We start from the raw sequence: 24,835 nt of genomic DNA on the forward strand, positions 1-24,835 counted from the left end.
TCGCTCCCGCAAGGAAAAAGAGGATAATAATGTTAAAAAGGAAAAAGAAAGTCAGACCTATCAAGGTCAGTGACGTTACCATTATCGATGATAGCCGCCTGAAAAAGGCGATTACTGCCGCATCCCTCGGTAACGCGATGGAATGGTTTGACTTCGGCGTATATGGCTTTGTTGCCTATGCCCTCGGTAAGGTTTTCTTCCCGGATGCCAGCCCAAGCGTGCAGATGATCGCCGCGCTGGGCACTTTCTCTGTCCCCTTCCTGATTCGTCCGTTGGGCGGCCTGTTCTTCGGCATGCTGGGCGATAAGTACGGACGCCAGAAGATCCTCTCCATTACCATTATCATTATGTCATTGAGTACCTTCTGTATTGGCCTGATCCCATCGTACGCGACCATCGGTATCTGGGCGCCAATCCTGTTGTTACTTGCCAAAATGGCGCAAGGGTTCTCGGTGGGGGGTGAATATACCGGCGCTTCTATTTTCGTTGCAGAATACTCGCCGGACCGTAAACGCGGCTTTATGGGCAGCTGGCTGGACTTCGGTTCGATTGCCGGTTTCGTCTGCGGTGCGGGCGTGGTGGTGCTGATTACCGCCATCGTCGGTGAAGATAACTTCCTCGACTGGGGCTGGCGCCTGCCGTTCTTCCTGGCGCTGCCGCTAGGGGTTATCGGTCTGTATCTGCGCCATGCGCTGGAAGAGACGCCTGCGTTCCAGCAGCACATTGATAAGCTCGAACAGGGTGATAAAGAAGGCCTGGCTGAAGGGCCAAAAATCTCCTTTAAAGAGATTGCCACCAGGCACTGGCGCAGCCTGCTGACCTGTGTCGGTATCGTTATTTCGACCAACGTGACCTACTACATGCTGCTCACGTATATGCCGAGCTATCTCTCTCACAACCTGCACTATTCCGAAGAGCATGGCGTACTGATCATTATCGCCATTATGATTGGGATGCTGTTTGTTCAGCCGGTGATTGGCCTGCTGAGTGACCGCTTCGGTCGCCGCCCATTTATCCTCGGCGGCAGCCTCGCATTGCTGTTGCTGGCCATTCCGGCCTTTATTCTGATTAACAGTAATGTGCTGGGGCTGATATTTGCCGGGCTGCTGATACTGGCTGTGATCCTTAATGCCTACACCGGGGTGATGGCCTCCACGCTGCCGGCCATGTTCCCAACGCATATCCGTTACAGCGCGCTGGCCAGCGCCTTTAATATTTCGGTACTGGTAGCCGGCGTGACCCCAACGGTTGCCGCGTGGCTGGTGGAGTCCACCGAAAACCTGATGATGCCGGCTTATTATCTGATGGTGGTGGCGGCTATTGGCCTGGTGACGGGGATCACCATGAAAGAAACCGCGAATAAGCCGCTGAAAGGGGCGACGCCTGCGGCATCGGATATTGCCGAAGCGCGAGAAATCGTTCAGGAGCATCACGATAATATTGAGCAAAAAATCGAAGAAATCGATCGTGAGATTGAAGAATTACAGGCAAAACGGACCAATCTGGTACATCAGCATCCGCGTATTAACGAATAGCGCTTCTTAATACCCATTAATGCCGGGGCTCTTACCCCGGCATTTTTTTGCAGCTGTATCACGCAATGCACCATGATGTAGCATGACGCATGGTGATAGGGCAAAGAAACCAGATAACCCAGAGCAAAGCGGCTTTATGCCAGAGTTTTTAGCCAAAAAGCACCTTTGTTTATGATTAATTATTACGCAACCACCCTTAGTTTAGATCGTTTATCCTGATTTCATGGGTGAGAAGCGAAGTGGCGTATTCCCTGCAATACTTATTTTGTGTATCGCGTGATACGTCCTTCCCAGGAGCTCATTTTGAACAGGTTACCTACCAGCGCTTCGGCTCTAGCCTGCACAGCGCACGCTCTGAATATTATCGAAAAAAAGTCACTCACTCACGAGCAGATGAAAACGCTAAACCGGGAGGTGATTGATAACTTCCAACAGCATGTGAATCCGGGTTTTCTTGAGTATCGCAAATCAGTGACCGCCGGCGGGGATTACGGAGCCGTAGAGTGGCAGGCGAGCAGTCTGAATACGCTTGTCGACACCCAGGGTAAGGAGTATCTCGACTGCCTGGGTGGGTTCGGCATTTTTAACGTGGGGCACCGTAATCCAACAGTGGTATCCGCCGTACAGCATCAGCTTGAAAAACAACCCCTGCACAGCCAGGAATTGCTCGACCCCTTACGGGCAATGCTTGCCAAAACGCTTGCGACCCTCACTCCGGGTAAACTTAAATACAGCTTTTTTAGCAACAGCGGGACTGAATCGGTTGAAGCGGCGATTAAACTCGCCAAAGCGTATCAATCGCCACGCGGGAAATTTACCTTTATCGCCGCCAGCGGCGCGTTTCATGGCAAATCTCTCGGGGCATTGTCCGCAACGGCAAAAGCCGCTTTCCGTAAACCGTTTATGCCGCTGCTTCCGGGCTTCCGGCATGTGCCGTTTGGCAATATCGAGGCGTTACGCACTATGCTTAGCGAATGCCGCAAAACCGGTGATGATGTCGCCGCGGTCATCCTTGAACCTATTCAGGGCGAAGGCGGCGTAATTATTCCACCGGTTGGTTATTTGCCCTCGGTTCGTAAGCTTTGCGACGAATTTGGCGCGCTGCTGATTTTCGATGAGGTGCAAACCGGTATGGGACGTACGGGCAGGATGTTCGCCTGCGAGCATGAAAACGTACAGCCTGATATTTTATGCCTCGCCAAAGCGCTCGGCGGCGGCGTAATGCCGATTGGCGCAACCGTCGCCACGGAAGAAGTGTTCTCTGTACTATTCGATAATCCTTTCCTGCACACCACCACCTTTGGCGGCAATCCGTTGGCCTGTGCGGCAGCGCTTGCCGCCATCCATGTGCTGCTTGAGCAAAATCTGCCCGCGCAGGCGCAACAGAAAGGAGAGCTGTTGCTGGATGGCTTCCAGGCTCTGCAACGCGAGTTCCCGGAATTGGTGGTAGACGCGCGTGGGCAAGGTTTGCTGATTGCCATTGAGTTTAGCGACAACGAAATCGGCTATAACTTTGCCAGCGCTATGTTCCGCCAGCAGGTGCTGGTCGCCGGGACGCTCAATAATGCGCAAACCATCCGCATTGAGCCACCGCTGACTATCACAATGGAGCAGTGTGGACAGGTGTTGGATTGTGCAAGAAAGGCGCTAACCAGCCTGAGAGTCAGGCACACGGAAGTGGTTGCTACAGAAGAACATTAATCCAGTTCCCCTGCCCGGATGAGGTTGTCTCTTATACATAACTTGCACCTCACTCTGGCAATTTGTCAGAGTGAGATCTGTAAGTTTCGCAGGTTTTCCATTCACCTGAACGCAGGGTTATCTTTGTAGCTTCCGTATACGATAAACGTGTCAGGGGGGCGTTAGCGTCAGTGTTGCTGACAATTTACCTACTCACAAAGATGTGACTAAAAGACAACCTCCGATAAAAAGGGGGAACACCGCCGTTCTTTGAGTCACGTCACAATCATTTGATGACTTTCCCCCCTTTTCGCGACTTCCCGCTAAATTACTCACTCATCCGACCACATAATAATAACGGACTGATAACAGGCCTTATGGTTTTCGGCTGATAACGATAAAGAACGAAAAACCGCGCTTTTTCCTTCTTTATCAGCACTCTTAATAATGTCTTTTCTGGAAGAGAATATGAGCTATCCGTCGCTGCTTGCCCCGCTGGACCTGGGTTTTACCCAGCTTAAAAACCGTGTGCTGATGGGTTCGATGCACACCGGACTTGAGGAACACCCAAACGGCGCCGAACGCTTAGCGGCTTTCTATGCCGAACGAGCGCGCCACGGCGTGGCGCTGATTGTTACAGGCGGCATTGCCCCCTCACCTTCCGGCGTCGGCGTAGAAAGCGGCGCGGTGCTCAATGACGAAAGCCTGCTTGCCCATCACCAGAGGGTAACCGATGCCGTGCACCGCGAAGGGGGGAAAATTGCCCTGCAAATCCTGCATACCGGGCGCTATAGCTATCAGCCACACCCGGTCGCTCCTTCAGCCATTCAGGCTCCCATTAACCGTTTTAAGCCTCACGCTTTAACCCATGATGAAATCCTCAGGCTGATAGCAGAGTTCGCCCAATGTGCGTATCTTGCGCAGCAGGCCGGGTACGATGGCGTCGAGATTATGGGCTCCGAAGGCTATCTGATTAACCAGTTTCTGGCGGCAAGAACTAACCAGCGCGATGACGAATGGGGCGGCGACTATCCGCGACGTATGCGGTTTGCCATCGAAGTCGTACGGGCGGTACGTGAAAAAGTGGGGACGAATTTCATCATTATCTATCGCCTGTCGATGCTGGATTTGGTCGAAGGTGGCGGCACTTTTGACGAGGCCGTACAGCTTGCCCAAGCTATCGAAAAAGCCGGGGCCACGCTGATTAACACAGGTATCGGCTGGCATGAGGCACGTATTCCTACCATCGCCACCCCCGTTCCACGCGGGGCGTTCAGCTGGGTGACGCGTAAACTCAAAGGTATGGTTTCGATCCCGTTAGTCACCACTAACCGTATTAACGATCCGCGAACTGCCGAAAAGATCCTGGCCGATGGCGATGCGGATATGGTGTCGATGGCGCGGCCATTCCTCGCCGATGCCGAGTTTGTTTCCAAAGCGCAGCAAGGCCGCGAAGATGAAATAAATACCTGTATTGGCTGCAACCAGGCCTGTCTGGATCAGATTTTCCTCGGTAAAGTCACCTCCTGCCTGGTGAATCCTCGTGCCTGCCACGAAACCAAAATGCCCGTTGTTCCGGCATCAATTCGTAAAAATCTGGCCGTGGTTGGCGCTGGCCCGGCGGGATTAGCTTTTGCCGTCAACGCCGCAGCACGCGGCCACAAAGTGACGCTATTTGATGCCGCTTCGGAAATTGGCGGGCAATTTAATATTGCCAGGCAAATTCCCGGCAAAGAGGAGTTTGACGAAACGCTGCGCTATTACCGCCGCATGTTAGAGATTACGGGCGTTGAAGTGCGCCTGAATCAATACGCCACCGCCCCGCTGCTTAAAGAGTACGACGAGATAATTCTCGCCTGCGGCATCGAACCGCGCCTGCCGCTTATCGAAGGAATTACGCATCCTAAAGTGCTGAATTATATCGATGTACTGCGTGAAAAAGCGCCGGTTGGCGAGCGGGTGGCCATCATCGGAGCGGGCGGAATTGGCTTTGATACTGCGATGTATCTGAGCCAGCAGGGGAAACCCACCAGCCAGAATATCGCAGAGTTTTGCGCGGAATGGGGTATCGACACCAGCCTGCAACATGCGGGTGGGTTACGCCCGGAAGGCGCTCTGCTGCATAAAAGCCCGCGCCAGATTGTGATGCTACAGCGCAAAACCAGTAAGCCGGGTGAAGGCTTAGGCAAAACTACGGGCTGGATTCACCGCACAACGCTGCTGGCACGTGGCGTAAAAATGCTTGCAGGCGTCACTTATGAACGCATAGACGACGAAGGGTTGCACATTACGGTAGGCGGAGAGTCGCAGATATTAGCGGTAGATAACGTGATTATTTGCGCCGGGCAAGATTCGCGTCGTGAGCTGGCGCAACCGTTGCGCGAACTGGGGAAAGCGCTGCATTTGATTGGTGGGGCGGATGTGGCGATGGAACTGGATGCCCGACGCGCAATCGCGCAGGGCACCCGTTTAGCGCTGGAAATTTAGCGGTGACGACCTAGTTTCACCGCCTTCAGCACCACAAATTTCTTGTTGGTGGCAACGGTGTCGCAGTTACCGAAGATCTTCTTCAGCTTGTGATAGTAGTCCAGATGGCGGTTAGCAACGATGTACAGCTCGCCGCCATTTTGCAGGCAACGACGCGCATGGTGGAACATCTCCCACGCGACCTGGTCAGTCAGAGAGTGCTGCTGATGGAACGGCGGGTTGCACAGGATGGTATTAAAGCGGTACGGCTCAACGCCGGACAACGCGTTGTTAATCATAAACTCGCAGCGCTGCAGGTTTTCCGGCATGTTGAATTCGACATTCAGGCGGCTTGATGCCACGGCCATCGGTGATTCATCAACAAACACCACCTTCGCTTCCGGGTTTTGCTCAAGCAAGTGCAGGCCAATCACGCCGTTACCACAGCCTAAATCGACAATTTCACCTTCCAGGTTAGCCGGCAAATTCTCGATAAAGAAGCGCGCGCCGATATCCAGACCGGTGCGGGAGAAGACGTTGGCATGGTTATGGATTGTCCACGGCGTGCCTTCCAGCTTCCAGCTCAGGGTTTCTGCGCTCTCTTTCAGCACCGGCGCATTGAACGTCGAGTTGATCAGTCGCGCTTTTTTCCACGCCAGAGTGGTGGTGGTCGGCCCGATGATTTTCTCAAACAACTCGATGGTGGAGTTGTGAATATCACGCGTTTTTGCTCCCGCAATAATACGGGTTTCAGGCGTCACGACTTCGTGCAGGGCGCGCAATTGCTGTTCCAGCAAAGCCAGCGTTTTAGGGATCTTAATCAGCACCACCGCCGGTGCTTGCGGATACTTTGCCGTGCTATCCAGGAACGTAACGCTGGACTCAGCGATGCCGTTCTCGCGCAGGTTCTCACGGATAGCCAGTTCGCTCAGGTACGAGTCGCTGATGCTGTACGGCTGGTGTTCGGCCAGCACGCAGGACAGCGCCCCGAAGTTGTCATTAAAAATCAGGACCGGGCCACTGATTTCGATTTCGTCCAGTTGCTGCAAAAGGTAGTCATCCGCAGCTTCCCACGCCTGTAGTGGGTTAACGTCGTCCGTTTCCGGAAAACGTTTTAGCGTCAGTGAACGGAAACCGTTGTCTAATTGGCTCATCGGCCCTCCTGGATGGTAAAATTTCGGCTAATCCCCGAATGGGGGCGTGAGTATACCTTTTTTCCCCTTACTTTGAGCAGACGAATGAGCAATTTAACTTACCTGCAAGGCTACCCGGAACATTTACTCGCCCAGGTCAGGACTCTGATTGCGGAACAGCGTCTGGGCGAAGTACTGCAAAAACGCTATCCGGACACTCATAACATCACCACGGATAAAGCGCTGTATGCCTGGACGCAAGAGCTGAAGAACCAGTATCTGCGCCATGCCCCTCCGGTGAATAAAGTGGCGTACGACAGCAAAATTCATGTCTTGAACAATGCCCTGGGCCTGCACACCGCAGTATCACGCGTGCAGGGCAGCAAGCTAAAAGCCAAGGCAGAGATTCGCGTGGCCACGGTATTTAAAAACGGGCCGGAAGCCTTTTTGCGCATGATTGTGGTTCACGAGCTGGCGCACCTGAAAGAGAAAGACCACAACAAAGCGTTTTATTCATTGTGCTGCCATATGGAGCCGCAGTATCACCAGCTGGAGTTTGACACGCGGCTTTGGTTGACGCACATGGCGTTAAGCGGGTCAGCTTTAAACCAGAGCTGATGGCGCCTGCGCTAATTCAACACACAATCCTGATATACCTGTCCCGGGCATCGCCTTTGCTGTGAGAGAAACAGCAAAGCGGCGGTTTTGCAGATACCGTTCTCCAGGCGCTTGCTATGCTTATGAAAATGTCGCTACAGGGAACAGATCATGATTGCCCCACTCCTGATTGCCAGAACCACTGAACAAGCACTGCATTTGCTGCCCGGCATGGCGAACCGTCACGGGCTTATCACCGGAGCGACCGGCACCGGTAAGACCGTCACGCTGCAAAAACTGGCTGAATCCTTTTCAGAAATCGGCGTACCGGTATTTATGGCCGACGTAAAAGGCGATCTCACTGGTATCGCGCAGGAAGGCGTCGGGTCAGAAAAACTGCTCGCAAGGCTTGCCAAAATTGGGGCGAATGACTGGTCGCCACACGGTAATCCCGTGGTGTTATGGGATATTTTTGGCGAAAAGGGTCACCCGGTGCGGGCCACCGTATCCGATCTCGGCCCGCTGCTGCTTGCACGCCTGCTCAATCTCAACGATGTGCAAGCGGGGGTACTGCAAATCATCTTCCGCATCGCCGACGATCGGGGTTTATTGCTGCTCGATTTTAAAGACCTGCGGGCCGCTACGCAGTTCATCGGTGATAACGCCAAGTCGTTCCAGAACCAGTATGGCAATATCAGCAGCGCGTCAGTAGGCGCTATCCAGCGCGGGCTGTTGCAGCTTGAGCAACAGGGGGCCGAATATTTCTTTGGCGAACCTATGCTGGAGATCAAAGACTGGATGCGTACCGATGCCAACGGCAAAGGCGTCATCAATATTCTGTCTGCCGAAAAACTCTACCAGATGCCAAAACTGTATGCCGCCAGCCTGCTGTGGATGCTGTCAGAAATCTATGAGCAGCTGCCGGAAGCGGGCGATCTGGAGAAACCGAAGCTGGTGTTCTTTTTTGATGAGGCGCATTTGTTGTTTAACGAGGCTCCTCAGGTGCTGCTGGACAAAATCGAACAGGTTATCCGCCTGATCCGCTCCAAAGGGGTGGGCGTCTATTTTGTTTCGCAGAACCCCTCTGATATCCCGGATGCCGTGCTGGGGCAGCTTGGCAACCGTATCCAACACGCCCTGCGAGCCTTTACCCCCAAAGATCAGAAAGCCGTTAAAACCGCAGCACAAACCATGCGTGCCAATCCAAAATTTGATACCGAAAAAGCCATACAGGAGCTGGGGACTGGGGAAGCGCTCATCTCATTGCTGGATGAAAAAGGCAGTCCGACGGTGGTGGAACGAGCCATGGTTATCGCGCCATGCTCCCGTATGGGGCCAGTCACGGATGACGAGCGCAACGGGCTATTGAACCATTCACCACTGTATGGCAAATACGATGAGGCTGCCGATCGTGAATCAGCCTATGAGCGCTTACAGCAGGGCGTACAGGCAGCAGGCGAGCAACAAAACGCGCCGCCAGCGAAAAGTGAAACAGTAGACGGTGGAATTCTGGGCGGGTTGAAAGATATTCTGTTTGGCACCACCGGGCCGCGTGGCGGCAAGAAGGATGGCGTGGTGCAGACCATGGCGAAGAGCGCGGCACGCCAGGTGACGAATCAAATCATTCGCGGGGTCTTGGGCAGTATTATGGGCGGGCGTAAACGCTAATCAGGCGGGGGTTGTCAGCCAGATTCGCGTCTAACAACCCACCACAACGGGGTATTGATGGGTGGATAAACCCACCCATCAATCTCAAGCGCTTAGCCTGAACGCTTCATCATCATCCACAGGCTAATCAGGAAGAAGCTGGCGCTTGGGAGTAACGCCCCCAGAACCGGCGGGATGTTATACACCAGGCTTAGCGGGCCGAAAATCTGGTCAAGCACGTAGAACACAAAACCAAAGCTGATACCGGTGACGACACGTACCCCCATCGGCACGCTACGCAGCGGGCCGAAGATAAATGACAGCGCCATCAGCATCATCACCGCCACGGAGACGGGGGCAAAGATTTTGCTCCACATATTGAGCTGGTAGCGCCCGGCATCTTGCCCACTGGATTTCAGATATTTCACATAGTTGTGCAGGCCGCTGATCGACAACGCGTCCGGGTCCAGCGCCACCACACCCAGCTTGTCTGGTGTCAGGTTGGTTTTCCATTCGCCGCTCACGGTCTGAGCGCCGGTAATTTGCTTCTCATTGCTCAGGTTTGATTCATCAACCTGAGACAGGCGCCATACCTTATGCTCCACATCATATTGCGCAGAGGCGGCGTAACGCACCGATTGCAGACGGCGCTCTTTGTTAAAGCTATAAATGCTCACGCCAGCAAGATCGTTATCGCTTTTTACGCGCTCGATATAGACAAAGCTCTGGCCATCTTTCGCCCATAACCCCTGCTGCGTAGTGAGCAAAGAGCCACCGTACATTTGTTGCGCGCGATAGTTACGCGCCATCTGCTCGCCTTGTGGCGCTATCCACTCACCAATCGCCATAGTTAACAGCACCAACGGGATGGCGGTTTTCATCACCGACAGAGCGATTTGCAGACGCGTAAAGCCGGAAGCCTGCATCACCACCAGCTCGCTACGTTGCGCCAGCATCCCCAGCCCCAGTAAAGCCCCAAGCAGCGCCGCCATCGGGAAGAAGATCTGGATATCTTTTGGAATGCTAAGTACCGTGTACACGCCTGCGCCCATCGCCGAATAGCTGCCCTGCCCGGCCTTCTTCAGCTGGTCGACAAACTTAATAATGCCCGACAGCGACACCAGCATAAAGAGCGTCATCATGATGGTGGTAAAGATGGTTTTACCGATATAACGGTCGAGAACACCAAACATTTATGCCGCTCCTCGAGTTTTGCTAAAGCGCGCACGTAGCTGGCGCATCGGCACCGTATCCCACACATTGAGCACAATCGCGATGACAAAATAAACCAGGTTAACCAGCCATAGCCAAATCATCGGATCGATTTTCCCCTTCGCCGCATTCGATTTCAGCGAGGTCTGGAGCAGGAAGAAAACCAGATACAGCAACATGGCCGGCAGCATGGAAAGCACACGCCCCTGGCGAGGGTTGACCACGCTTAGCGGCACCACCATCAGCGCCATCATCACCACGGCCACGATAAGCGTTAAACGCCAGTGCAGCTCGGCACGCACGTTCGGAGAGTCATTTGACCACAGCGCTTTCAGATACATCTGGCTGGAATCATCAGGGTCAAGCGCTACGGTCTGGTGCCCGACAATCGCCTGGTAATCCTGGAAGTCGGTAATGCGGAAATCACGTAGCAGCGCCGTTCCTTCAAAACGGGTCCCGGTATTGAGCGTCACCACCTGCGAACCATCAGGGCGCTGGGATAAATGGCCGGAATCAGCCACCACTACCGATGGCCGGGCATTACCTTTCGGGCGCAGCTGCGCAAGGAAAACCTCTTTAAAGCTTGAGCCGTCAACGCTTTCAATAAACAGCACTGAGTTCCCATCGGTGGCCTGCTGAAACTGCCCCTGGGCCAGTGCGGCCATACCGGGGTTTGCCTTAGCTTCAGCCAGCACTTCGTCCTGATGGCGAGAGGACCACGGGCCAAGCCACATCACGTTGACTGTCGCGATGGCGCCGGTAAAGAGTGCGAGAATCATTGCAGCTTTGATCAGCACCGCTTTACTCAAGCCACAGGCATGCATTACCGTGATTTCACTTTCGGTATACAGTCGGCCAAGCGTCATCAGCAGCGCCAGGAAAAGGCTAAGCGGCAGGATGAGCTGCGCCATTTCAGGCACGCCTAGCCCCAACAGAGAAAGTACGAGGTTTGTCGGAATATCGCCGTCAACCGCCGCCCCGAGGATCCTGACCAGCTTCTGACAAAAGAAGATCAGCAGCAGGATAAAGAGGATCGCAAGTTGGCTTTTGAGCGTCTCCCGAACCAGATATCTTATGATTATCACATTAAATACGCCTGTGAAAACGAGTCTTTTTGCAGGAAAATCGCTTGTTTCATCGCTTATACGTCATTTATTCTCTTGAGTCGTCGAAAACATCGCTAAGATTAAAAAACCCGCCTGCATACTGGTGCGGGGCAATTTACATGACGTTGCCTAAACGGTAAAAAAACATACTCGTAAGATTAACACGAAGTCATCGCAACCGCGGAGATGAGTTACGAAAGCTTGTAATTCTAGCTGTAGCTGCCGCCGTTGTCTTTAAGATTCAGGAGCGTAGTGCATGGAGTTCAGTGTAAAAAGCGGTAGCCCCGAGAAACAGCGTAGTGCCTGCATCGTTGTGGGAGTCTTTGAACCGCGTCGCCTGTCCCCGGTCGCCGAACAACTCGATAAAATCAGCGATGGCTACATCAGCGCGCTTTTACGCCGTGGGGAGCTTGAAGGGAAACCCGGTCAAACTTTATTGCTTCACCACGTTCCGAACGTGCTCTCCGAGCGCATTCTGCTGATTGGGTGCGGCAAAGAGCGTGAGCTGGATGAGCGGCAGTATAAGCAGGTTATTCAGAAAACCATTAATACTCTGAATGATACCGGATCGATGGAGGCCGTCTGCTTCCTGACCGAACTGCACGTGAAAGGCCGTAATACTTACTGGAAAGTACGCCAGGCGGTAGAAACGGCAAAAGAGTCGCTGTACTGCTTCGACCAGCTGAAAACCAACAAAAGCGAACCGCGTCGGCCGCTGCGTAAAATGGTGTTTAACGTGCCGACCCGCCGCGAACTGACCAGCGGCGAGCGCGCGATCCAGCACGGTCTGGCCATCGCTGCCGGTATTAAAGCGGCAAAAGACCTTGGCAATATGCCGCCCAACATCTGTAACCCTGCGTATCTGGCCTCCCAGGCACGCCAGCTGGCCGATGCTTTCAGCAAAAACGTAGTGACTCGCGTGATTGGCGAACAGCAGATGAAAGAGCTGGGTATGCACTCCTATCTCGCGGTGGGGGATGGTTCCCAGAACGAATCGCTGATGTCCGTTATCGAATATAAAGGCAGCGCCGATCCTGAGATGCGGCCAATCGTGCTGGTCGGTAAAGGTCTGACGTTCGACTCCGGCGGTATTTCCATCAAGCCTTCCGAAGGCATGGACGAGATGAAATACGACATGTGCGGTGCGGCTTCCGTTTACGGCGTGATGCGTATGGTGGCCGAACTTAACCTGCCGATTAACGTAACCGGCGTGCTGGCGGGCTGTGAGAACATGCCTGGGGGGCGCGCTTATCGTCCGGGTGATGTGCTAACCACCATGTCCGGCCAGACGGTGGAAGTGTTGAACACCGATGCGGAAGGCCGTCTGGTGCTGTGTGATGTGCTGACTTACGTCGAACGCTTCGAACCGGAAGTGGTCATTGACGTGGCGACGCTGACCGGCGCATGCGTGATTGCCCTGGGCCATCACATCACCGGTTTGATGTCTAACCACAATCCGCTGGCCCACGAGCTGATTGGGGCTTCTGAGCAAGCCGGTGACCGCGCATGGCGCCTGCCAATCAGCGACGAGTATCAGGAACAGCTGGAATCTAACTTTGCGGATATGGCCAACATTGGTGGCCGTCCAGGTGGTGCGATTACCGCGGCTTGCTTCCTGTCGCGCTTTACCCGCAAGTACAACTGGGCGCACCTGGATATTGCCGGCACCGCCTGGCGTTCTGGCAAAGCCAAAGGTGCGACCGGCCGCCCGGTAGCGCTGCTGTCGCAATTCCTGTTGAATCGTTCAGGGTTTAACGGCGAAGAGTAATCAGCGCCCTCACTCTGGCCCTCTCCCCCGGGAGAGGGGATTGGCCGGTTTTCTCCTTCTCCTGGGGGAAGGCCGGGATAAGGGGGAAACCCCATGAAAATTAAAAGCTGGCTTAATGAAAAACGCGACGTTCTACCTGCTCGATAACGACACGCCCTGCGGCGAGTTGAGCGCCGTTGAAGCGTTGGTTTGTGAACTGGCGGCAGAAAACTTTCGCGCAGGGAAACGCCTGCTGATTGCCTGTGTTGATGAACAACAGGCTATCCGTCTGGATGAAGCGCTCTGGCAGCGGGATGCACACGCGTTTGTGCCGCATAATCTTGCCGGTGAAGGGCCACGTTACGGTGCCCCGGTAGAATTGGCCTGGCCGCAGCGTCGTGGCAGCTCACCGCGCGATGTGCTGATTAGCCTGCTGCCGCAGTTCGCAGATTTTGCCACCGCTTTCCATGAAGTGATAGACTTCGTACCTTACGAAGACACTCAAAAACAACTGGCCCGCGATCGCTATAAGGCGTACCGCGTTGCTGGTTTCCACTTGACTACGGCGACGCATACCGCGCCGGGAACAACATAGCAGACAATGGAAAAGACATATAACCCGCAAGATATCGAACAGCCGCTTTACGAGCACTGGGAACAGCAGGGCTACTTTAAGCCAAATGGCGACACCAGCCAGCAAAGCTTCTGCATCATGATCCCGCCGCCGAACGTTACCGGCAGCTTGCATATGGGTCACGCCTTCCAGCAGACGATCATGGACACCATGATCCGTTACCAGCGCATGCAGGGTAAAAACACCCTGTGGCAGGCGGGCACCGACCACGCCGGCATCGCAACGCAAATGGTCGTTGAGCGCAAAATTGCCGCCGAAGAGGGGAAAACACGCCACGATTATGGCCGTGATGCCTTTATCGACAAAATCTGGCAGTGGAAGGCAGAGTCTGGCGGCACCATTACCCGTCAGATGCGTCGTCTTGGCAACTCCGTAGACTGGGAGCGCGAGCGTTTCACCATGGATGAAGGCCTGTCCAACGCGGTGAAAGAAGTGTTCGTTCGCCTGTACAAAGAAGATCTGATTTATCGCGGTAAACGCCTGGTCAACTGGGACCCTAAACTGCGCACGGCAATTTCCGATCTGGAAGTTGAAAACCGCGAGTCCAAAGGTTCCATGTGGCACCTGCGTTATCCGCTGGCTGACGGCGCAAAAACCGCTGACGGCAAAGATTATCTGATTGTCGCCACCACGCGTCCGGAAACCGTGCTCGGTGATACCGGCGTAGCAGTGAACCCGGAAGATCCGCGTTATAAAGATCTGATCGGTAAATTTGTGGTGCTGCCGCTGGTTAACCGTCTTATTCCGATCGTTGGCGATGAACACGCCGATATGGAAAAAGGCACCGGCTGCGTGAAGATCACGCCTGCACATGACTTTAACGACTATGAAGTTGGCCGCCGTCATGCGCTGCCAATGATCAACATTCTGACCTTCGACGGTGATATCCGCGAAGCGGCAGAAGTGTTCGATACCAACGGCGAAGAAGCCGATGTGTATAGCAATGAAATCCCAGCTCAGTTCCAGAAATTAGAACGTTTCGCGGCGCGTAAAGCCGTGGTTGCTGCGTTCGATGAAATGGGTCTGCTGGAAGAGATCAAACCCCACGATCTGACCGTTCCTTACGGCGATCGTGGTGGCGTGGTTATCGAACCAATGCTGACCGACCAGTGGTACGTGCGTACGGCACCGCTGGCGAAAGTGGCGGTTGAAGCGGTTGAGCAAGGCGACATTCAGTTCGTGCCGAAACAGTACGAAAACATGTACTTCTCCTGGATGCGCGATATTCAGGACTGGTGTATCTCTCGTCAGCTGTGGTGGGGTCATCGTATCCCGGCCTGGTACGATGCCGAAGGCAACGTTTACGTTGGCCGCAACGAAGCCGAAGTACGCGCGGAAAACAACCTGGGCGATGACGTTGTACTGAACCAGGACGAAGACGTGCTGGATACCTGGTTCTCTTCCGGTCTGTGGACCTTCTCCACGCTCGGCTGGCCTGAGAACACCGAAGCGCTGCGCACCTTCCACCCGACCAGCGTGATGGTCAGCGGCTTCGACATCATCTTCTTCTGGATTGCGCGCATGATCATGCTGACCATGCACTTCATCAAAGACGAAGACGGCAAGCCGCAGGTTCCGTTTAAAACCGTCTACATGACCGGTCTTATCCGCGACGACGAAGGGCAGAAAATGTCCAAGTCCAAGGGTAACGTTATCGATCCGCTGGATATGGTTGACGGTATCTCGCTGGAAGATCTGCTCGAGAAGCGTACCGGTAACATGATGCAGCCGCAGCTGGCGGAGAAAATCCGCAAGCGCACCGAGAAGCAGTTCCCGAACGGCATCGAACCGCACGGCACCGATGCGCTGCGCTTTACGCTGGCGGCACTCGCCTCTACCGGCCGCGATATCAACTGGGACATGAAGCGCCTGGAAGGTTATCGCAACTTCTGTAACAAGCTGTGGAACGCCAGCCGCTTCGTGATGATGAATACCGAAGACCAGGATTGCGGCTTTAACGGCGGTGAAATGGTTCTGTCGCTGGCAGACCGCTGGATTCTGGCGGAATTCAACCGCACGGTGAAAGCGTACCGTGAAGCGCTGGACAGCTATCGCTTTGATATTGCTGCCAACATTCTGTACGAATTCACCTGGAACCAGTTCTGTGACTGGTATCTGGAGCTGACCAAGCCGGTGATGAACAGCGGCACTGAAGCGGAACTGCGCGGCACGCGTAATACGCTGATTAACGTGCTGGAAGGTCTGCTGCGTCTGGCGCATCCGATCATTCCGTTCATCACTGAAACCATCTGGCAGCGCGTGAAAACCTTCAAAGGCATCACGGACGATACCATCATGCTGCAGCCGTTCCCGGCGTATAACAGCGACCAGGACGATGAAGCGGCGTTTGCGGATACCGAGTGGCTGAAAGATGTGATCACCGCGGTGCGTAATATTCGTGCCGAAATGAACATCGCGCCGAGCAAGCGCCTGGAAGTGCTGCTGCGCGGCTGTACCGAAGAGGCTATCCGTCGCGTAACCGACAACCGCACCTTCCTGCAAAACCTGGCGCGTCTGGAAAGCATCACCATTCTGCCGGTTGAGGATAAAGGCCCGGTTTCGGTGACCAAAATTATTGACGGTGCAGAGCTGCTGATCCCGATGGCAGGCCTGGTCGATAAAGCCGCCGAGCTTGCGCGTCTGGATAAAGAGATGGCGAAGCTGGATGTTGAAATTACCGCCATCGAAAACAAGCTCTCTAACGAAGGTTTTGTGGCGCGCGCGCCAGAAGCCGTGGTCGCCAAAGAGCGCGAACGTCTGGCTGCCTGCGGTGAAGCGAAAGCGAAGCTGGCTGAGCAAAAAGAAACTATCGCTGCTCTGTAAGCGCGTTAGCTGACCTTAAAAGCCGGGAAACTTCCCGGCTTTTTTTTGTCGCTGATTGCAATATCCTCCCTTGCGCCAGCCCAGCTGGAGTGCTATTAACTTCGGCTTATGTTCCACCAGATCTTACGAGTCATATGATGAATATCACTGCTCCGGTTAAAATCGCACTGCGCCGGATAACCGCCCAGGACAACGCGGCTATCGCTCGTGTTATCCGTGAAGTCTCTGCTGAATACGGCTTAACGGCTGATAAAGGCTACACCGTAGCAGATCCCAATCTCGATGAGCTTTATCAGGTTTACAGCCAGCCGGGCCATGCTTACTGGGTAGTAGAGCTGGATGGGGAAGTCGTGGGTGGCGGCGGCGTTGCGCCATTAACCTGTAGCGAACCGGATATTTGTGAATTGCAAAAGATGTATTTCCTGCCTACGGTGCGGGGTAAAGGACTGGCAAAACGGCTGGCGCTCCAGGCGATGGATTTCGCGCGTGCTGAAGGGTTTAAACGCTGCTATCTGGAAACCACGGCCTTTTTGACCGAAGCCATCGCGCTATATCAACGTTTAGGTTTTGAGCACATCAGCGAACCGCTGGGCTGTACCGGACACGTGGATTGTGAAGTGCGGATGCTGAAATCGCTGTAGCCTTGCCATCCTGTTGATGGGTCGGAAAATGCAGCGGTGGGGAGCCGCTGCACGGGGAACCTAGTGGCGAATGCCGTCGTCGTCTTCGTCAACGACATCGTCGTCATCGCCTTCATCACCCTCTTCGCCATTCGGATCTTCGAAGTAAGTGCCCCAGCCGTCGTACTCAACGCCAAATTTCTCGGCAAGGTTTAGCAGCTGTTCCACCTGTTCATCCAGCAGCTCGGCCTTCAGCGCGCTTTCGCTCAGTACGTCGCAGCAGATAACGGTATCGCCCTCTTCCACTTCCAGCTCTTCCGGGTCCGTGACTTCGTAACCCATTTTGAACGCTTCAACAGCGGCTTTTTCAAGCGTTTCGAAATCGTCTGCGGAAAGGTGATGCTCGATGGTGTACAGCGCGTCAGGATCGCTGCCGTCTTCCAGTAATTCTTCAATAATCAGGCGCGTTTCTTCGCGTTGTTCTTCGAGCAGTTCTGGATTTGCCATGGCCTTTCCCTCAATTTGTCGGCAGATGCTGCTATTTTCACACACGGCAGAGATTGCCTCCACCTTTCCCGGCAAAGTTTTTACACACGGGGTTGCAAATGAATATCCATACATATAAATTGAATTTATATTCAATAAACAGTGTATGCCATGCGAGGGAAATATGAGTCACTTTTATCAAAAGCATTTTCTGAAATTACTGGATTTCACCCCTGCCCAGCTTCATGAACTACTCGCTCTTTCTAGCAAACTAAAAAATAACAAGAAAAAAGGCACTGAAATTCAGTGTCTTGCTGGAAAAAACATCGCGCTCATCTTCGAAAAAGACTCGACCCGTACGCGGTGCTCTTTCGAAGTTGCCGCATTTGACCAGGGCGCTCGCGTCACTTATCTCGGCCCAAGCGGAAGCCAGATTGGGCATAAAGAATCAATTAAGGATACGGCGCGTGTTTTAGGCAGAATGTACGACGGTATTCAGTATCGCGGCTTTGGTCAGGAAGTGGTTGAAACGCTGGCGCAGTATGCCGGAGTGCCGGTATGGAACGGGCTGACTAACGAGTTTCACCCCACGCAATTGCTGGCGGACCTGCTGACCATGCAGGAACAGTTGCCGGGTAAAACCTTCCAGCAGATGACGCTGGTTTATGCTGGCGATGCGCGCAATAACATGGGCAATTCAATGCTGGAGGCGGCGGCCTTAACCGGGCTGGATCTGCGTCTGGTGGCACCACAGGCCTGCTGGCCGGATGAAAAACTGGTGGCCGAATGTCAGGCGCTGGCCGCGCATAACGGTGGCAAGATAACCCTGACGGAAGATGTCGCCACCGGCGTAAAAGGGGCCGATTTCATTTATACCGACGTGTGGGTATCCATGGGCGAGGCCAAAGAGAAATGGGCCGAGCGCATTAATCTGTTACGTCCTTATCAGGTTAACAGCAGGATGCTGGCATTAACCGATAATCCAGACGTGAAGTTTATGCATTGCCTGCCTGCTTTCCATGATGACCAGACAACGCTGGGCAAACAAATGGCTGAGCAGTACGGCATGCACGGGGGAATGGAAGTGACCGATGAGGTGTTTGAGTCGGCCAGTAGCGTGGTATTCGACCAGGCTGAAAACCGGATGCATACCATTAAAGCCGTGATGGTCGCGACGCTTGCGGATATTTAATCAAAGATAGCGGATGGTTTAAACCATCCGCCCTGTTCAGCTGTTAAGCCATCAGCATTTTCACGACAACTTTACGCACGGTGGCAGGCTTATCTACGGCACACAGCGGTTTGTGAACTTCACCAGGATAGAAGACCACGAAATCCCCTTCGTTTAATACGAGGGTTTTTTCCTGCTCGCCCGCAGGCAGGAACGCGATGTCCTTATCAGCCAGCCAGTCCTTTTCCGGCGTACCCGCAGGCAGGCAGCTAAACGTCATCCCTTCCACGCCGCGCATCACGATCTGGATATCCAGGTAACGCTGGTGGAATTCAGCCGGACGTTCTTCGATTGGCTGAGTGGAGTCTTCAGAAACCAGCATAAACAGACGGTTGCCATCAATATCATGCTTGCCCACCGGGGTTTCTGGGGTGACGTGCTGCTTAACATGCTCAATGGCCTGGCGCAGTTGTTCAGGGAGCCAATCCTGTAATGCGTGGATGTTACCAATAATCATTTTTCTTTCCTTTTTTAAAACACCGTTTCAATAGTTGTTTTATACGACCAAATTTTTCAAACGACCAGATCTTTCCGCCGGATTTCTGCACTTACGCATAGTTATCTAAAAATTTTTCACATCTCAGGGATAATTTTTGGGTTTTTATTCACAAATACAACATAAATGCAAAACAGACGGACATTGCAACCTCTGCAACACGTTGCTTTATAACAATAAATATCTAAGATACGGTTATCGCTCACAGTTTACACTTCGTAAAATAGTGCAAATTCGAAAATAATTATCCCTGCCAGATTGTTTTTTTTAAAATAATTAATAGTTGATTTTGCATAAGCATTTCACCATTAAAAATAAACCTTATTTTTCAATTACATATATGACATTATTTTTATTTCATGATTCTATGAATTTCCCCTCATTAAATAAAAAATCGCTATTCCCGGTTTTTATTCACCATGGTCATTTTATTTATCATCAATATTCAGACTTTTATCAATTAATTCCCCATTTATTTACCTGGCACCACAACGCGTGACAAATATCACATTAAATAACTGCAATGATTTTAGTATAGGCCCCGAGTTAAGTTATCAAATATATCTGGTCAAGGGAGAGGAATCCTTTGAGCCACGGAGATATTTTTCAGAGTAATTTAAGGGAATAATTATGGACAAACATTTTGTCGGTTCAGAAATTGGTCAATTACGTAGCGTTATGCTGCACCGCCCCAACCTCAGCCTGAAAAGATTAACGCCATCAAACTGCCAGGAATTATTGTTTGACGATGTCTTATCCGTAGAGCGTGCGGGTGCCGAGCATGATATATTCGCCAATAATTTACGCCAGCAAGGTGTCGAAGTTTTATTATTAACCGATCTCATTACTGAGACTTTAGATAATCGCGAAGCAAAAGACTGGTTGCTTGAAACACAAATTTCCGATTACCGTTTAGGCCCCACTTTCGCCTCTGACGTTCGCAGTTGGCTGGCGGATATGCCGCACCGTGAGCTGGCAAGACGCCTGAGTGGCGGCCTGACTTACAGTGAAATCCCAAATTATGTAAGCAATATGGTGGTGGATATTCATCAGGCCTCTGACTTTATCATAAAGCCATTACCGAACCATTTATTTACTCGTGACACCTCTTGCTGGATTTATAATGGCGTGTCAATCAACCCAATGGCTAAACGTGCTCGCCAACGCGAAACAAATAATTTAAGAGCTATTTATCGCTGGCACGAAAAATTCGCTAATGGTGATTTCATTAAATATTATGGCGATGAAAACATTAATTACGATCACGCCACTATTGAAGGCGGTGATGTATTAGTTATTGGTCGTGGTGCGGTATTAGTTGGCCTGTCTGAGCGCACCACGCCACAGGGTGTCGAGTTCCTCGCTCAATCTTTATTTAAGCATCAGCAGGCGACCCGCGTTATTGCCGTTGAATTACCAAAACACCGTTCCTGCATGCACCTCGATACGGTTATGACGCATATCAATGTGGATACTTTCTCGGTTTATCCCGAAGTAGTGCGTAAAGATTCACAATGCTGGACGCTGACACCAGACGGGCGCGGCGGCATTAAGCGTCATCAGGAGCCGCACCTGCTGCACGCCATTGAAGTGGCGCTCGGAATTGACCAGGTTCGGTTGATTACCACCGGCGGCGATGCGTTTGAAGCCGAACGTGAGCAATGGAATGACGCCAATAACGTCCTGACCGTGCGTCCAGGAGTCGTGATCGGCTACGAGCGCAATATCTGGACCAACGAAAAATATGATAAAGCCGGTATCACCGTGCTGGCAATTCCAGGTGACGAACTCGGCCGCGGTCGCGGCGGCGCACGCTGCATGAGCTGCCCATTAGAGCGTGATGGAATTTGAGATAAGGAGTTTCAGGATGAAGATAAAACCCACTCTCGTCGTCGCTCTGGGCGGTAATGCGCTGTTAAAACGCGGCGAGCCACTGGAAGCGGATATCCAGCGTAAGAATATTGATATCGCAGCAAAAACTATCGCCGCATTAACCGAACAATGGCGCGTGGTACTGGTGCATGGTAATGGGCCGCAGGTGGGCTTACTGGCATTACAAAACAGCGCTTACAGCAAAGTAGCCGCCTATCCGCTGGATATTCTGGGGGCGGAAAGCCAGGGAATGATCGGCTATATGCTGCAACAGTCGCTGAAAAACCAGCTGCCGAACCGCGAAGTCAGCGTGCTGCTGACGCAGGTTGAAGTGGATGCAAACGACCCTGCGTTCCAGAACCCGACCAAATACATCGGCCCGGTGTATGACAAGGCGCAGGCCGACATATTGACTGCGGAAAAAGGCTGGACAGTAAAAGCCGACGGCCACTATTTCCGCCGCGTGGTGCCGTCACCTCAGCCGATGCGCATCGTAGAAAGCGATGCGATTACTGCACTCATCCAGCGTGACCATTTGGTGATTTGTAACGGCGGCGGCGGTGTGCCGGTGGTAGAAAAAACCGGTGGCTTACACGGTATTGAAGCCGTTATTGATAAGGATCTTTCAGCGGCCTTGCTGGCACGCCAGATTGAAGCCAGCGCCCTGCTTATTCTCACCGATACTGATGCGGTGTATCTCGACTGGGGCACCGCAACGCAACGCCCAATTTCTCAAATCACTCCGCAAGAGTTAGACGCCATGGTATTTGATGCCGGTTCGATGGGGCCAAAAGTTGCCGCCTGTAGCAAGTTCGTGGCGCAGTGCCACGGGATTGCGGGAATTGGGCCGCTTGAGGATGGCCCGGCGATTCTGGCCGGTGAGAAAGGGACGCTGATTCGCGAGTGAGCGTTGAGTTTAAACCACCCTCACCCTCTCCTGGAGGAGGACTGTACGACCTTCTCCCCCAACTGGGGGAAAGGACCGGGGTGAGGGGAAAAAAATCAATAATCAAAGGGACAACTAAAATGACTATCAACTTGAAAAACCGCAATTTTCTGAAACTTCTCGATTTCAAATCTGAAGAAATCCAGCATCTGATCGACCTGGCTCTGCAACTGAAAGCCGCAAAATATAACGGGACTGAAAAGAAAACCCTGGTCGGCAAAAATATTGCGCTGATATTTGAAAAAAGCTCCACCCGCACCCGCTGTGCATTTGAGGTCGCCGCCTTTGATCAAGGCGCGCTGGTCACTTACCTCGGCCCAAGCGGCTCGCAGATTGGCCATAAAGAGTCAATGAAAGATACCGCACGCGTTCTGGGCCGCATGTATGACGGCATCGAATATCGCGGTTTTGGCCAGGCTATCGTTGAAGAGCTTGGTGAATTTGCCGGAGTTCCGGTGTGGAACGGCCTGACCAACGAATTCCACCCAACGCAAATCCTGGCCGATCTAATGACCATGCTTGAGCATTCGCCGGGTAAAAAACTCAATCAACTCTCCTTCGCTTACCTGGGCGATGCCCGCAATAACATGGGCAACTCGCTGATGGTCGGGGCGGCGAAAATGGGGATGGATATCCGCCTTGTGGCGCCAAAAGCTTTCTGGCCGGAAAGCGCCCTGGTTGAGCAATGCCAGGCTATCGCCAGGCAAACAGGAGCTCGCATCATGCTGACCGACAGCGTGGAAGAAGGGGTCGCAGGGGTCAATTTCCTCTACACCGATGTGTGGGTATCGATGGGTGAGCCAAAAGAGGCGTGGGCTGAACGCGTCAGTTTGATGACGCCGTACCAGGTCAATCAGCAAGTGGTGAATGCCACCGGCAATCCCGAGGTGAAATTTATGCACTGCCTGCCCGCGTTCCATAACGAGCACACCACGATGGGCCGCGAAATCGAAGAAACCTACGGCCTTAAAGGACTGGAAGTCACAGAAGAAGTCTTTGAGTCACCAAACTCCATCGTCTTCGACGAAGCCGAAAACCGCATGCATACCATCAAAGCAGTAATGGTTGCCACGCTTGGCGAGTAGTTAGCAGGAGGATAACCGGGGCACCTTCCCCGGTTATCCCTACCCTGAAGTTCATAAGGAAGCTGAACCATGACTAAATTCAAGTTCCCCTCAGCCTACACCATCCTGTTTGTGTTAATTGCCCTGGTCGCTGCAATGAGTTGGGTCGTCCCCGCAGGTCAATACGATATGGCAATGAATGAGGTGTTGGGCAAAGAAGTTCCGGTAGCGGGCACTTATCAGAACGTTCCCGCCAACCCACAAGGGTTAGTCAACGTACTGATGGCACCGATTAACGGCCTGTATAACCATGAAACCAACGAAGCGGGTGCGATTGATGTTGCGCTGTTCATTCTGATCATCGGTGGCTTTTTGGGGATCGTGACAAAAACCGGAGCCATTGATGCCGGTATTGAACGTGTAACAGAACGACTACGCGGCCGCGAAGAGTGGATGATCCCAATCCTGATGGGGCTATTTGCCGCAGGCGGCACTATCTATGGCATGGCCGAAGAATCACTTCCGTTCTATACCCTGTTAGTTCCCGTCATGATTGCCGCCCGTTTTGATCCGGTGGTTGCGGCAGCCACAATATTACTCGGCGCCGGGATCGGAACGCTCGGCTCCACGATCAACCCTTTCGCTACCGTTATTGCCGCTAACGCCGCAGGCATTCCCTTTACCCATGGTATTGGGCTACGCGTTGCGATGTTAGTCGTCGGCTGGTTTATCTGCGTCGCTTATGTCATGCGCTATGCCCGCATGGTACGTAAAGATCCAGGCCGCTCGCTGGTCGCTGATAAATTAGAAGAAGATCGCGCCTGGTTCCTGCGTAACCGAAAACAAGACGCCCTTGAGTTCACCACCACTCGCAAAATTGTGCTGGCAATCTTTACCCTCGCCTTCGCCGTAATGATTTATGGTGTTTCGGTTCTGGGCTGGTGGATGGCAGAAATTTCCGCCGTCTTCCTCGGCTCAGCGATTGTTGTCGGGCTAATCGCCCGCATGAGCGAAGAAGAGATCACCGGTAACTTTATTGACGGCGCGCGCGATCTGCTCGGCGTGGCGCTGATCATCGGTATCGCTCGTGGGATCGTGGTGATTATGGACAGAGGTATGATCACCCATACCATTCTGCATAGCGCCGAAGGTCTGGTGGCGGGCCTCCCGAGCGTCATGTTTATCAACGTGATGTACTGGCTGGAAGTGGTGCTCTCTTTCCTGGTGCCTTCATCTTCAGGTTTGGCGGTTTTGACCATGCCAATTATGGCGCCGCTGGGTGATTTTGCCGGTGTTAGCCGCGATTTAATCGTCACCGCCTATCAATCAGCATCCGGCATCGTCAATCTTGTCACACCGACTTCTGCGGTAGTCATGGGGGGCCTGGCCATTGCCCGCGTGCCCTATATGCGCTGGCTCAAATGGGTCGCTCCGCTGCTCGGCATCCTGACCGTGCTGGTAATGGCGACCCTGAGTATTGGCACCATGTTATAACGGGCTGCGACATTTCACTCAGGTTAGCGGTGGCAGAACCTGAGTG

19 protein-coding genes are annotated in these 24,835 nt (G+C 53.0%); 14 read left to right on the forward strand and 5 right to left on the reverse strand.

What is annotated here, in order from left to right; all coding sequences use genetic code 11:
• The first annotated feature begins 29 nt into the window (after window positions 1-29).
• The 3 genes from proP (at window position 30) to EHN07_RS04545 (ending at window position 5,702) form a co-directional block, all read left to right on the forward strand.
• Complete coding sequence (gene proP, locus EHN07_RS04535; RefSeq protein WP_124023010.1) at window positions 30-1,535, forward strand: glycine betaine/L-proline transporter ProP; 1,506 nt, start codon at window positions 30-32, stop codon at window positions 1,533-1,535.
• A gap of 303 nt (window positions 1,536-1,838) precedes the next feature.
• On the forward strand, window positions 1,839-3,236 hold the full coding sequence (gene ygjG, locus EHN07_RS04540) for a putrescine aminotransferase (protein ID WP_208646979.1): 1,398 nt from the start codon (window positions 1,839-1,841) through the stop codon (window positions 3,234-3,236).
• A gap of 447 nt (window positions 3,237-3,683) precedes the next feature.
• Complete coding sequence (locus EHN07_RS04545; RefSeq protein ID WP_124023012.1) at window positions 3,684-5,702, forward strand: NADPH-dependent 2,4-dienoyl-CoA reductase; 2,019 nt, start codon at window positions 3,684-3,686, stop codon at window positions 5,700-5,702.
• On the opposite strand, the gene rlmG is transcribed toward EHN07_RS04545, so the two are convergent.
• On the reverse strand, window positions 5,699-6,835 hold the full coding sequence (gene rlmG / locus EHN07_RS04550; protein WP_124023013.1) for a 23S rRNA (guanine(1835)-N(2))-methyltransferase RlmG: 1,137 nt from the start codon (window positions 6,833-6,835) through the stop codon (window positions 5,699-5,701). The two genes, EHN07_RS04545 and rlmG, sit on opposite strands and share 4 nt — an antisense overlap.
• An 84-nt stretch (window positions 6,836-6,919) precedes the next feature.
• Here rlmG and EHN07_RS04555 point away from each other — a divergent pair, with 84 nt between their 5' ends.
• Window positions 6,920-7,432 (forward strand): M48 metallopeptidase family protein, encoded by a 513-nt coding sequence (locus tag EHN07_RS04555; RefSeq protein ID WP_124023014.1) that lies wholly within the window; start codon window positions 6,920-6,922, stop codon window positions 7,430-7,432.
• 150 nt (window positions 7,433-7,582) lie between these two features.
• Entirely contained in the window at window positions 7,583-9,079 is a 1,497-nt protein-coding gene (locus EHN07_RS04560; protein ID WP_124023015.1) for a helicase HerA-like C-terminal domain-containing protein, read from the forward strand.
• Window positions 9,080-9,171: 92 nt separating this feature from the next.
• Here the strand turns inward: EHN07_RS04560 and lptG are convergent, their stop codons facing one another.
• Complete coding sequence (gene lptG / locus EHN07_RS04565) at window positions 9,172-10,251, reverse strand: LPS export ABC transporter permease LptG (protein ID WP_124023016.1); 1,080 nt, start codon at window positions 10,249-10,251, stop codon at window positions 9,172-9,174.
• The gene (lptF, locus tag EHN07_RS04570; protein WP_124023017.1) at window positions 10,252-11,355 is read right to left on the reverse strand and encodes an LPS export ABC transporter permease LptF; all 1,104 of its coding nucleotides are present in this window, start codon (window positions 11,353-11,355) and stop codon (window positions 10,252-10,254) included. It lies immediately after the preceding gene.
• Window positions 11,356-11,632: 277 nt separating this feature from the next.
• Here lptF and pepA point away from each other — a divergent pair, with 277 nt between their 5' ends.
• The 4 genes from pepA to EHN07_RS04595 all read left to right on the forward strand — a co-directional run bounded on the left by pepA (window position 11,633) and on the right by EHN07_RS04595 (window position 17,221).
• Window positions 11,633-13,144 carry a leucyl aminopeptidase gene (gene pepA / locus EHN07_RS04580; RefSeq protein ID WP_124023018.1) on the forward strand — a complete coding sequence of 504 codons (1,512 nt, stop codon included), beginning with the start codon at window positions 11,633-11,635 and terminating at the stop codon, window positions 13,142-13,144.
• A gap of 115 nt (window positions 13,145-13,259) precedes the next feature.
• Window positions 13,260-13,718, forward strand: coding sequence for a DNA polymerase III subunit chi (locus EHN07_RS04585; protein WP_124023019.1), 459 nt, complete (start codon window positions 13,260-13,262; stop codon window positions 13,716-13,718).
• A 6-nt stretch (window positions 13,719-13,724) separates the two neighbouring features.
• On the forward strand, window positions 13,725-16,580 hold the full coding sequence (locus EHN07_RS04590; RefSeq protein ID WP_124023020.1) for a valine--tRNA ligase: 2,856 nt from the start codon (window positions 13,725-13,727) through the stop codon (window positions 16,578-16,580).
• A gap of 137 nt (window positions 16,581-16,717) precedes the next feature.
• Window positions 16,718-17,221, forward strand: a complete 504-nt coding sequence (locus tag EHN07_RS04595) for a GNAT family N-acetyltransferase (protein WP_124023059.1) — start codon at window positions 16,718-16,720, stop codon at window positions 17,219-17,221.
• Between the two features lie 60 nt (window positions 17,222-17,281).
• On the opposite strand, the gene rraB is transcribed toward EHN07_RS04595, so the two are convergent.
• Window positions 17,282-17,707 carry a ribonuclease E inhibitor RraB gene (gene rraB, locus EHN07_RS04600; RefSeq protein ID WP_124023021.1) on the reverse strand — a complete coding sequence of 142 codons (426 nt, stop codon included), beginning with the start codon at window positions 17,705-17,707 and terminating at the stop codon, window positions 17,282-17,284.
• Between the two features lie 163 nt (window positions 17,708-17,870).
• Here rraB and argF (EHN07_RS04605) point away from each other — a divergent pair, with 163 nt between their 5' ends.
• On the forward strand, window positions 17,871-18,878 hold the full coding sequence (gene argF, locus EHN07_RS04605) for an ornithine carbamoyltransferase (RefSeq protein ID WP_124023022.1): 1,008 nt from the start codon (window positions 17,871-17,873) through the stop codon (window positions 18,876-18,878).
• A gap of 43 nt (window positions 18,879-18,921) precedes the next feature.
• Here argF (EHN07_RS04605) and EHN07_RS04610 read toward each other — a convergent pair whose 3' ends face one another.
• Entirely contained in the window at window positions 18,922-19,374 is a 453-nt protein-coding gene (locus tag EHN07_RS04610) for a NanQ anomerase/TabA/YiaL family protein (protein WP_124023023.1), read from the reverse strand.
• Window positions 19,375-20,043: 669 nt separating this feature from the next.
• On the opposite strand from EHN07_RS04610, the gene arcA reads away from it, so the two are divergent.
• The 4 genes from arcA to EHN07_RS04630 all read left to right on the forward strand — a co-directional run bounded on the left by arcA (window position 20,044) and on the right by EHN07_RS04630 (window position 24,789).
• A complete protein-coding gene (gene arcA / locus EHN07_RS04615) occupies window positions 20,044-21,264 on the forward strand; it encodes an arginine deiminase (RefSeq protein WP_124023024.1) in 1,221 nt (406 codons plus the stop codon).
• 16 nt (window positions 21,265-21,280) lie between these two features.
• Window positions 21,281-22,192 carry a carbamate kinase gene (arcC, locus tag EHN07_RS04620; protein WP_124023025.1) on the forward strand — a complete coding sequence of 304 codons (912 nt, stop codon included), beginning with the start codon at window positions 21,281-21,283 and terminating at the stop codon, window positions 22,190-22,192.
• 119 nt (window positions 22,193-22,311) lie between these two features.
• Entirely contained in the window at window positions 22,312-23,316 is a 1,005-nt protein-coding gene (gene argF / locus EHN07_RS04625; RefSeq protein WP_124023026.1) for an ornithine carbamoyltransferase, read from the forward strand.
• 69 nt (window positions 23,317-23,385) lie between these two features.
• The gene (locus tag EHN07_RS04630) at window positions 23,386-24,789 is read left to right on the forward strand and encodes a YfcC family protein (protein ID WP_124023027.1); all 1,404 of its coding nucleotides are present in this window, start codon (window positions 23,386-23,388) and stop codon (window positions 24,787-24,789) included.
• Window positions 24,790-24,835: the final 46 nt, after the last annotated feature.

Origin of the sequence: Buttiauxella warmboldiae (genome assembly GCF_003818135.1) — a bacterium.
Lineage (GTDB): Bacteria > Pseudomonadota > Gammaproteobacteria > Enterobacterales > Enterobacteriaceae > Buttiauxella > Buttiauxella warmboldiae.